Annotated in this window: 7 protein-coding genes; 5 read left to right on the forward strand and 2 right to left on the reverse strand. The window is 43.1% G+C overall.

Annotated elements, in window-relative coordinates:
* Positions 1-14: 14 nt before the first annotated feature.
* The 5 genes from H5123_RS16730 (at position 15) to H5123_RS16750 (ending at position 4,051) form a co-directional block, all read left to right on the forward strand.
* Entirely contained in the window at positions 15-1,043 is a 1,029-nt protein-coding gene (locus H5123_RS16730) for an aminoglycoside phosphotransferase family protein (protein ID WP_182698691.1), read from the forward strand.
* Positions 1,040-1,723, forward strand: coding sequence for an N-acetylmuramate alpha-1-phosphate uridylyltransferase MurU (gene murU / locus H5123_RS16735; protein WP_182698692.1), 684 nt, complete (start codon positions 1,040-1,042; stop codon positions 1,721-1,723). The genes H5123_RS16730 and murU overlap by 4 nt, the downstream gene beginning before the upstream one ends.
* Positions 1,724-1,788: 65 nt before the next feature.
* A complete protein-coding gene (gene djlA, locus H5123_RS16740; RefSeq protein ID WP_124017868.1) occupies positions 1,789-2,562 on the forward strand; it encodes a co-chaperone DjlA in 774 nt (257 codons plus the stop codon).
* A 49-nt stretch (positions 2,563-2,611) separates the two neighbouring features.
* On the forward strand, positions 2,612-3,565 hold the full coding sequence (locus H5123_RS16745; RefSeq protein ID WP_182698693.1) for a D-2-hydroxyacid dehydrogenase: 954 nt from the start codon (positions 2,612-2,614) through the stop codon (positions 3,563-3,565).
* A 39-nt stretch (positions 3,566-3,604) separates the two neighbouring features.
* Positions 3,605-4,051, forward strand: a complete 447-nt coding sequence (locus H5123_RS16750) for a hypothetical protein (RefSeq protein WP_124017870.1) — start codon at positions 3,605-3,607, stop codon at positions 4,049-4,051.
* Between the two features lie 162 nt (positions 4,052-4,213).
* Here H5123_RS16750 and purT read toward each other — a convergent pair whose 3' ends face one another.
* Together purT and H5123_RS16760 are read right to left on the reverse strand one after the other, a co-directional pair.
* On the reverse strand, positions 4,214-5,404 hold the full coding sequence (purT, locus tag H5123_RS16755; protein ID WP_182698694.1) for a formate-dependent phosphoribosylglycinamide formyltransferase: 1,191 nt from the start codon (positions 5,402-5,404) through the stop codon (positions 4,214-4,216).
* Positions 5,405-5,787: 383 nt separating this feature from the next.
* A complete protein-coding gene (locus H5123_RS16760; RefSeq protein WP_124017872.1) occupies positions 5,788-7,089 on the reverse strand; it encodes a DEAD/DEAH box helicase in 1,302 nt (433 codons plus the stop codon).
* Positions 7,090-7,610 lie beyond the last annotated feature (521 nt).

Raw genomic sequence — 7,610 nt, forward strand, 5'->3', positions numbered from 1 at the left:
TAAGAGCCATTGAGATGATTTTATCTGACCCAAGATTTGTTGCGTTAAGTAACTGGTTAAACCAATATTTCGGCGATAACGTTGCCATTAGTTTGATCTGTGGTGATGCCAGCTTTCGACGTTATTTTCGTATTCAGTATCAAGGTAAGCATTATATTGTCTCTGATTCGCCCATTGATTTAGTGCCTATCGCGCCTTTTGTGGCGATTGCAAAAGCTTATCATCATGCTGGGTTATTAGTACCCGAAGTACTTGCCACCTGCGATGACTATGGCTTTGTTTTGCAAACTGATGTGGGCGAATTACAACTCTTGTCCGTGCTGAATAAAGCTAATGTGAGCGACTATTATCAGCGCGCATTAAACTTATTACCCATTATTGCATCCGTGACCGAGACCCAAGATGGTCCGCTGGCCGATTATGACGCTGCTTTTGTGAGGCGAGAGTTAGCGATTTTTGTCGATTGGCTTCTGACAGAGCATTTAGATTACTCGTTGACGGACAATGAACAGGCAATGATTGAGTCGACCTTTAATGCGTTAACCGAAAATGTCCTCGCACAGCCTCAAGTCGGTATGCATCGTGATTATCATAGCCGTAATTTACTGATAAATAATCAAGCGTTAGCGGTGATCGACTTTCAAGATGCCGTCTATGGCGCAGTCACTTATGATGCTGTCTCTCTGCTACGTGACTGTTACGTGCGCTGGCCTGACGATATCGTTAATCCGTTGATGAGATATCATTATCAACTGGCAATTGATCATCAATTGATGAGTGACGATGTAACGTTTTCAACTTATCAACAATGGTTTGATTTAATGGGCATACAACGCCACATTAAAGCCGCAGGTATTTTTGCACGTTTATACCATCGTGATGCCAAGCGCGGTTATTTGGCTGATATTCCATTAACCTTACAATACGTTGCTGATATTGGTATGCAGTACTCACAAATTGCTGAATTTAGTCAATGGGTTAATAAGGTGATTTTACCGCGAGTAAACCGTAAAAGTATTGATGAGGCGGTAAGCGAAGCATGAAAGCAATGATTTTGGCTGCGGGGCGTGGAGAGCGTTTACGACCTTTAACCGACACTTTACCTAAACCGTTAGTGAGCGTTGCCAGTAAACCATTAATAGAATATCACATAGAGAAACTTGCTTTGCTGGGGGTGAGTGACATAGTGATCAATCAGGCGTGGTTAGGGCATAAATTACCTGAAATATTAGGCGATGGAAGTCGTTGGGGAGTACAGATCCGTTATAGCGATGAAACCACGGCGTTAGAAACGGCTGGCGGTATCAAGCACGCATTACCATTATTAGGTGATGAGCCCTTTTTAGTCATCAACGGTGATATATTTATCGATTACTTGCCCGATGTCTCGTTAGCTTATCGAAAGGTTATCCAAGCTGAAGCGGACGCGTTTTTATGGTTAGTTGATAATCCAGCTCATCATCCGCAGGGGGATTTTGCTATTGATGTGAATGGCCAATTAACGGTTGATGATGAGCCAAAGTTAACCTTTGCTGGCTTGGGCATTTACCATCCTCGATTATTTATAAACTTACCCGAAGGTAAGCAAGCCTTGGGACCTGTGCTGAAGCAATCAATGAGCCAGCAGCGGATACAAGGTGTGCATTTTAAGGCTTATTGGTGCGATGTCGGGACGATTGAGCGACTAGAACAACTGCAGAGTCGATTACTGGCTCAAGATTAAGGCATGCGAGCGCGCCTAAATGCAAAGCGCGACATATTAATTATTTAACCGTAGTGGAAAACAACATGCGAATTTGGGGTAAAGTTTTTGGGTTTATCATTGGGTTTATGTTTGGGCGTTTCTTTGGGGCTATTTTAGGCTTATGGTTAGGCCATGCTTATGACAGACGCCAAGGCTTAAGCGCGTTAATGCGTAAAGGCGGTGAGCGTCAGGCGATGTTTTTCAATGCTACATTTGCCGTCATGGGCCATGTAGCTAAAGCCTCTGGGCGAGTGACTGAAACCGACATCCGTATTGCGGCCATGTTAATGGATCAAATGAAGTTATCAGGACAATCGCGTATTGATGCGCAAACAGCTTTTCGCCAAGGGCGCCAAGCTGATTTTGATCTGTTACAGCAGCTTGAGTTGTTTCGACAAGCCACTCAAGGCCGAGCTGAGTTAGCGCAGATGTTTTTAGAGATCCAAATTCAAACTGCATTATCTGATGGCGAGTTACATGCCAATGAGAAGCAAATTTTATCCGCTATTGCCAATAAGCTTGGTCTTGCTGCACAACTTGATGTGTTACTGGCTCGTTGGCAAGCTGAATTCAGTCATCATCAGTCGCCGCAAGGTAATAAAATGCCGCTGACTGATGCTTATGTACTCCTCGGCGTATCAGAGTCTGCAAGCGATCAAGACGTTAAGCGTACTTACCGCAAACTGATGAACGAACATCATCCTGATAAGCTTGTTGCAAAAGGCTTACCAGAAGAAATGATGGAGCTTGCCAACACTAAAGCGCAAGATATTCAAGCTGCTTACGAGCGAATTAAAACTTCACGTGGAATGCGTTAGTGATAGGCTCAAAGCCTGTGCACGCTGTTATTAATAGGGCCAAAAATCGATGAAAATAGTGGTATTAGATGGTTACACTCTGAATCCTGGTGATTTGAATTGGCAGGCGCTTGAGGCATTAGGCGAGTGCGATATTTACGACCATACACCACTCGATCAAATCGTTAGTCGCTGCCAAGGTGCGCAAATTGTGCTGACGAATAAAACCCAGTTGAGTGCTGCAACCTTAAAGCAACTGCCCGGATTAATTTATATTGGGGTTCTTGCCACAGGCACCAATGTTGTAGACATGGATGCCGCAACCGCGCAGGGGATTGTGGTCACCAATATTCCTGCTTATGGCCCAGATGCCGTGGCGCAAATGGTGTTTGCCCATATTTTGCATCACCATCAGCAGGTGGCTTTACACGATCACGCTGTTAAAGCTGGACAATGGGCTGCTAATCGGGATTTTTGTTTTAGTTTGAGTCCATTAACCTCGTTAAAAGGATTGACCTTAGGGGTGGTGGGGTATGGCGATATTGGTCAGCAAGTTGCCAATTTAGGTGTGGCATTCGGTATGAATGTCTTGATCACCACCACGCAACCGAAAACGAATTTACCAGCAGCCATTCAATGGTGTCAACGTGACCATTTACTTAAGCAAGCCGATATTATATCGCTACATTGTCCGCTTAATGCGGCAACCAAATATATGATAAACAGTGACAGTTTACGCTTACTTAAACCGGGTTGTTTATTGGTTAATACTGCTCGCGGCGACTTGATTAATGAAATTGATTTAGCCCAATGGCTTAACCATGCTCATGGATTTGCTGGCGTTGACGTGCTATCAACTGAGCCGCCAAGTCATGATAATCCGCTCCTTAGTGCTGCCAATATTACCATTACGCCGCATATTGCCTGGGCAACATTGCAGGCTAGACAAAATCTACTCAACATCGCGGTTGAAAATGTACACCAGTTTCAACAGGGTAAAGTGTTGAATCAGGTTAATGGCTAATGGCTTTTTAATTACCACCAGTAATACGGATATTCGCTTATGTCACTATGGAAAATCTTGTTTGATTTTGTTGATAAAGAACGGACAAAGTTTGATAACGTGCGTCATGATACCCATGCGCTGCAATTTGAGATTGAATCAAATATTCATTTTATCGTTGATGGCTTAGCGCAGGAAATCAGCGCTGCTGATATTATTAAAGGGTTAGAAACTAAAGCGTTTGAACATGCCATGAGCTCAGGTTTACGTATTCGACAAGCTAGACTGAGCGCTAAAACCATTGAGGGTTATAAAGAGTTTGATAAATATCTAGATGAGCCAAGTGATGTGTTGGTGAAAAACCTGTATATGAAAATCACCGTATTACGAAAATTGATCAATGTGGGTAAGTTTGATCAGGAACGTAAACTCAAAGCGCTATTTCGTCTAATGATGTTAGTCCACTTTCATTTAGCCAGTAAGTCACTGCCAAAAGCAAAAAACTAAGTTATCAAGCTAAGGTATACGTTCACTTAAACACTTAAACACTTAAACACAAAAAGCAAAAGCAAAAAATAAGCCGCTGAACGTGTAACAGATTCGGCGGCTTAATTTTGTCTATCAAGTCATTTTGTTGAGCTGTAATTACTTAACTGAGATAAGCGTTATTTAAAATATAACCTTGATATTACTCGCCACTATTTTAGCTTTTTCGACCGCAGCTTCCACCGAGCTATCACGAGCTAATGCAACGCCTAAACGACGGCGACCATCAATATCTGGTTTACCAAACAAACGTAATTGAGTGTTAGCCGGGGCTAACGCAGCCGCGATGCCTTGATAACGAATATTGGTCGAGGTGCCTGTTGCTAAAATCACTGCAGAAGCACTGGGTCCATGTTGGGCAATATTGCTGATTGGTAAGCCCAAAATCGCTCGAACATGCAAAGCAAATTCAGATAAATCTTGGCTGATTAAAGTGACTAAACCTGTGTCGTGTGGCCTTGGTGATACTTCAGAAAAGTACACTTCATCACCGCGAATAAATAGTTCAACCCCAAATAAGCCATATCCACCCAGAGCTTCAACCACACGTTGGCTCATAGCTTGAGCTTTTTGTAGTACATCAGCTGGCATGGCTTGTGGTTGCCATGATTCACGATAATCACCATCTTCTTGTCTGTGGCCAATCGGGTCACAAAAGTGAATGCCATTAACAGCGCTAATGGTTAGCAAGGTAATTTCGTAATCAAATGGAATAAAGGCTTCAACAATCACTCGGCCTTTGCCTGCGCGGCCGCCTTCTTGAGCGTAAGCCCATGCGTGCTGAACAATGTCTGCTGATTTAATCACACTCTGACCTTTACCAGATGAGCTCATCACCGGCTTAACCACACAAGGAATACCAATATCGGCTACGGCTTGTTCAAATTCTGCTTGGGTGTCACAGAAAAAATACTTTGAAGTTGGAATCGCTAAGGTTTCTGCCGCGAGACGGCGAATTCCTTCACGATCCATAGTCAGTTTGGCCGCATTGGCTGTCGGCACGACATGCAGACCTTGTTGCTCTAGTTCTACTAAGGTTTGGGTGGCAATGGCTTCAATTTCTGGAATGACTAAATCAGGCTTTTCAAGCTCAATAACCGCTTTTAATGCCTCAGCATCCAACATGTTAATCACATGAAAGCGATGAGCAATTTGCATAGCAGGCGCATTAGGGTAGCGATCAACCCCAATCACCTCAATACCATAACGTTGCAGCTCAATAGCCACCTCTTTGCCGAGTTCACCGCAGCCTAATAGCATCGCCTTAATCGTGCCTGGAGTATTTGCTGTGCCAAATGTAGTAGGAATCGCCATGATGATGTACAGCCTCTGTGTAGGGATATTTTTATATGCCGAACAGTGTAACGAGATGCGCTATTAAAAAGCCAATATAAAAGTCACTTTATGGCGAAAATAGTACAAATATGACCGTTTTTTGTGATGAAAGATTGTGTTTTTTGACGACAAGTCTAGATTTTGCATGTGTTGTAGCTATGAGTCATGGCACGACAGGATTTACATTATTTGCGATTATTGCTCGGCTTTATGCTTAGGCGAGTTGTGACGTCATATCCTGAGAATGCTCCCTAGTGATAACAAAGGATATTGCTGGTAGCAATGCGCCAGATGACACGCTAATGACTTTGATTAATACGCAAAAAAGGCGCCGAGGCGCCTTTTTGTTTGCATCAAAAAGATTACTTAATTTTTTTGTACTTCACGGTACTGCTCACTTTACCGACTTTAACACGACGGCCATCCATGTTTTTCTCGGCAATCATCTGTGCGCCAGCGTTATCACCGCGTTGTTGCTTTTTGGCAAAGCTACGACGTTTTTCAATTTGCTTAAGCAGCATTTCACGGCTACCCACTTCATAACCTGGTACCGTAACACGGCGAATTTGTTGGCCAATTAATTTTTCAATGTCAGCTAATGTGCGTTCTTCTTCACGGCTTACAAACGAAATTGCCACACCAGTTTTACCTGCACGGCCAGTACGGCCAATACGGTGGACATAATCTTCAGCTAAAAACGGTAAATCGTAGTTAACAACGTATTCAAGGTTTTGAATATCAAGACCACGGGCAGCAACTTCGGTGGCCACTAATACACGAATTTTGCCTTCCACAAATTCACGTAGCGCGCGACGACGACTACCCTGGGCTTTTTCGCCATGAACCACGCCAGATGGAATACCATCTAGATTTAACTCTTTAACTAACTTGTCTGCCGCATCACGGGTCGCGGTAAATACCAACACTTGGCGCCAGTTTTTAGTACCGATAAGTTCAGATAATAATTCACGCTTGCGACGTTGTTCAACAGGGTAGATAACTTGGCTTACGGTAGCTGCTGTGGTGTTTTGTTTATCCACAGTAATTACTTTCGGTTTTTCAAGCATTTCATTCGCTAGCTTTTTCACTTCGGTAGAGAAGGTGGCAGAGAACAACATGTTTTGGCGATTTTTATTTACTGCTTGGAGGATCTTTTTAATATCGGCACTAAAGCCCATATCAAGCATACGGTCGGCTTCATCAAGTACTAAAAACTCAACATTAGATAAACTTAAGTTACACGCCACTATGTGTTCAAGTAAACGACCAGGCGTTGCAACAATCACGTCGGCGCCGCGTTTCAGTTTTTGTGACTGAGTATCTATCTTAACGCCACCATAAATGGTTAATACGGTTAAGTTGAGGTGTTTACTGTAAGCGGTAATGTTATCTGCAACCTGTGCGGCAAGCTCACGAGTTGGTGTAAGAATTAAGGCGCGAGTGTTAGACGGCATCGTTTCTTTTGGGTTATCACACATTCTTTGCAGAATAGGCAGTGCGAAAGCCGCAGTTTTACCTGTTCCTGTTTGTGCGCTGGCCAACACGTCTTCACCACGGCGGATTGCCGGGATCGCTTGTTGTTGAATTGGCGTCATAGATTGATAACCGCACTCAGCGATCGCGCGTAATATTTCTGGGGCGAAGCTAAAAGATTCGAATTTCATGGTGCGGTTCCTGTATGTACATCAAAACAAAGCGATTTAGTTGCGAGAAGTTAATATTATCTGCACAACATCAATCTGGAATATTGGGGCCGATAGCCTTATTTATGGCTGAACTCATGCTTAACTGGGTTGATTAACGTCTTCGGATAGCTGAAAAACATTAAGCTTGAATGATACACCCAATTGAGTGCCATCGATAAGCGGCCGCGGAGTATAACAAACTTTTGTTTAAATCCTGAACTTTATCTGTGTCAAAAGAGAAGATTTTTTAGAACAGAATAGTTTAGATGATATGGATTGATAGTCATGGCAATTACAGCACCTTAAGTGCGTGGCTGCTAACTCGTTTTTGGACAAAAGTGGGTTATAACTTATCTTTTTGTAAATTTTACCCTGGCCAACTAAATTCTTGGCTGGTAGTTGGACTTTCGTCCGAGTAATGCCCAACCTATTGCATATTTACTAGTTTATTTTAGGTCGTTAATTCAATGTTATTAATTGCCTGCCGCAGGCTTTAGTGC

The organism is Shewanella sp. SR43-4, assembly GCF_014163845.1.
GTDB classification, from domain to species: Bacteria; Pseudomonadota; Gammaproteobacteria; order Enterobacterales; family Shewanellaceae; genus Shewanella; species Shewanella vesiculosa.

Bases quoted from the DNA above. Each gene is read 5' to 3' on its own strand.
- murU (WP_182698692.1), top strand. From the start codon at position 1,040: ATGAAAGCAATGATTTTGGCTGCGGGGCGTGGAGAGCGTTTACGACCT.
- H5123_RS16730 (WP_182698691.1), top strand. From the start codon at position 15: ATGATTTTATCTGACCCAAGATTTGTTGCGTTAAGTAACTGGTTAAAC.
- purT (WP_182698694.1), bottom strand. From the start codon at position 5,404: ATGGCGATTCCTACTACATTTGGCACAGCAAATACTCCAGGCACGATT.
- H5123_RS16750 (WP_124017870.1), top strand. From the start codon at position 3,605: ATGTCACTATGGAAAATCTTGTTTGATTTTGTTGATAAAGAACGGACA.
- H5123_RS16760 (WP_124017872.1), bottom strand. From the start codon at position 7,089: ATGAAATTCGAATCTTTTAGCTTCGCCCCAGAAATATTACGCGCGATC.
- H5123_RS16745 (WP_182698693.1), top strand. From the start codon at position 2,612: ATGAAAATAGTGGTATTAGATGGTTACACTCTGAATCCTGGTGATTTG.
- djlA (WP_124017868.1), top strand. From the start codon at position 1,789: ATGCGAATTTGGGGTAAAGTTTTTGGGTTTATCATTGGGTTTATGTTT.